Raw genomic sequence first — 2,089 nt, forward strand, 5'->3', positions numbered from 1 at the left:
GGCCTTGGCCAGCACCCCGATGGTCATGGGGGCGGACGTGTTTGAAGGGGCATCGTTCATGGCACTTGACTCCGTACTTGGGTACAGACTTAAGCTTAGTGCATGAACCACACCACACACGCACAAACGCCTGCTCCCCAGGTCAAGGGCGGCGGCAAGGCCCTGCTCACCGGCGGACTTGCGGCCCTGCTCGCCTCGGCCTGTTGCCTGGGGCCGCTGGTGCTGATCATGGTCGGCATCTCGGGCGCCTGGATCGTCTACCTGACGGCGCTGGAGCCCTACCAGCCCATCTTCATGGGGGCAGCCATCGTGGCGCTGTTTTTCGCTGCTCGGCAGATCTGGCGGCCTGCGGCGGCTTGCGAGCCCGGTCAGGTCTGCGCGACCCCGGTGGTCAGGCGCACTTACAAAATTCTGTTCGGTGTCGTGGTTCTGCTGCTCGCTGCAGCCATGGGCTTCCCGCTGATCGCCTCCTGGTTCTATTGAAGAAAGCAAACTCCATGAAACGAATCGCCATGGCATGCGCTGCGCTGGTCCTTGTTTGGCCCGCGTGGGCGGCTCAGCAGACCGCCACGCTGTCTGTGCCCGGCATGACCTGCCCAACCTGTCCGATCACGGTGAAGGTGGCGCTGATGCAGCTCAAGGGCGTGATCGGCGTGCAGTCCGATTTCAGCCGCCGCGAGACCACTGTGGTCTTTGACGACACACAGGTTGACCTGCAAGCACTGACACGCGCCACCCGGGAAGCGGGCTTTCCATCGACCGCAGCAGGCGTCAAGCCATGACGGAGGTGATCCCCGCCTCCACCTTGACCTGCCCGGTTTGTGGACACAGCAAATCCGAGCTCATGCCCACCGATGCGTGCCAGTGGTTCTACGAGTGCGAGCAGTGCCACAAAGTCTTGCGACCCAAGCCGGGCGACTGCTGCGTGTATTGCTCCTACGGCACCGTGCCCTGCCCGCCGGTCCAGCTCGCCGGCCCTGCGGGGTGTTGCGCCACCTGAATGCGCGCGCACACCGCGAGGCGGGAAGCCGGCGGAGAACCGTGCGATGTCTGCCGAGCAGCCAGCATTGATCCAGGTCAAGCCAAGCCGACAATCCTGGCCCACTGTCGCCCGTGTGCGCCGGGCATCAAAAAGCCGCTGTCCAGAATGCGCGATGGACTTCGAACACAGCCCCCAGGCCCAGGCCTTGCAGCAGCGCCTGAGCGATTTCATGCAGCGCTATGTGCTGCCCCACAACGCGGCCTGGCACCAGTCGGTGCAGGACCGCATCTACCCGCCGCCGTTTCTGGAAGACCTGAAATCGCTGGCGCGTGAGGAAGGCCTGTGGAACCTGTTCCTGCCGGGGCTGCGTGACGACGAACCGGGCACGCGCCTCTCCCATCTGGACTACGCGCCGCTGGCCGAAACCATGGGGCGCCTGCCCTGGGCGGCCGAGGTGTTCAACTGCAGCGCGCCCGACACCGGCAACATGGAGCTGCTGCACCGCTTCGCCACGCCGGCACAGCGCACGCGGTGGCTCACGCCATTGCTGAGCGGCGATATCCGCTCGGCGTTTGCGATGTCGGAGCCCGACGTGGCTTCGTCCGACCCGACCAATTTGCAGACCACGGTGCGACGCGACGGCGACCGCCTGGTGCTCAACGGCCGCAAGTGGTTCATCACCGGCGTGGCGCATCCGAACTGCAAGCTGTTGATCGTGATGGCGCGCAATGCCGATTCGGACAGCGCCCCCGACAAACACCACGGCCACAGCATGCTGCTGTTGCCCATGGGCACGCCCGGCGTGGAGATCGTGCGCAACATCCCGGTGGTGCACCACCGGGCGCCCGAAGGCCATTGCGAGATCGTGTTCCGCGACGTGCGCCTGCCGGCCGATCATTTGCTGGGCGGCTGGGGCGAAGGCTTCGCCATGGCACAGGCCCGACTCGGCCCCGGGCGCGTGCACCACTGCATGCGCACCATCGGCCAGTGCGAGCTGGCGCTGGAGCTGGCGAGTGAACGCGCGCTGGAGCGCCAGACCTTTGGCAAGTACCTGTCGGACTACGCCAACGTGCAGGAATGGATTGCGTTGTCGCGCATCGAGATCGA

Annotated in this window: 4 protein-coding genes; all 4 read left to right on the forward strand. The window is 65.5% G+C overall.

The genetic code is table 11. The annotated features are described in order from the left end of the window. Nucleotides 1-102 precede the first annotated feature (102 nt). Nucleotides 103-483: a mercuric ion transporter MerT gene (gene merT, locus ABYB95_RS22380; RefSeq protein WP_372662193.1), complete on the forward strand. Its 381-nt coding sequence runs from the start codon at nt 103-105 to the stop codon at nt 481-483. Nucleotides 484-497: 14 nt separating this feature from the next. Beyond that, nucleotides 498-782: a mercury resistance system periplasmic binding protein MerP gene (merP, locus tag ABYB95_RS22385; protein WP_372662196.1), complete on the forward strand. Its 285-nt coding sequence runs from the start codon at nt 498-500 to the stop codon at nt 780-782. Next, complete coding sequence (locus ABYB95_RS22390) at nt 779-1,000, forward strand: GDCCVxC domain-containing (seleno)protein (RefSeq protein ID WP_372662199.1); 222 nt, start codon at nt 779-781, stop codon at nt 998-1,000. Before merP ends, ABYB95_RS22390 begins: the two co-directional genes overlap by 4 nt. 154 nt (nt 1,001-1,154) lie before the next feature. Continuing rightward, a partial coding sequence (locus ABYB95_RS22395; RefSeq protein ID WP_372662202.1) for an acyl-CoA dehydrogenase family protein occupies nt 1,155-2,089 on the forward strand: 935 nt, incomplete at its 3' end.

Origin of the sequence: Hydrogenophaga sp., from assembly GCF_041633695.1 — a bacterium.
Taxonomy (GTDB): domain Bacteria; phylum Pseudomonadota; class Gammaproteobacteria; order Burkholderiales; family Burkholderiaceae_C; genus Hydrogenophaga.

Bases quoted from the DNA above. Each gene is read 5' to 3' on its own strand.
- merT (WP_372662193.1), top strand. From the start codon at position 103: ATGAACCACACCACACACGCACAAACGCCTGCTCCCCAGGTCAAGGGC.
- merP (WP_372662196.1), top strand. From the start codon at position 498: ATGAAACGAATCGCCATGGCATGCGCTGCGCTGGTCCTTGTTTGGCCC.
- ABYB95_RS22390 (WP_372662199.1), top strand. From the start codon at position 779: ATGACGGAGGTGATCCCCGCCTCCACCTTGACCTGCCCGGTTTGTGGA.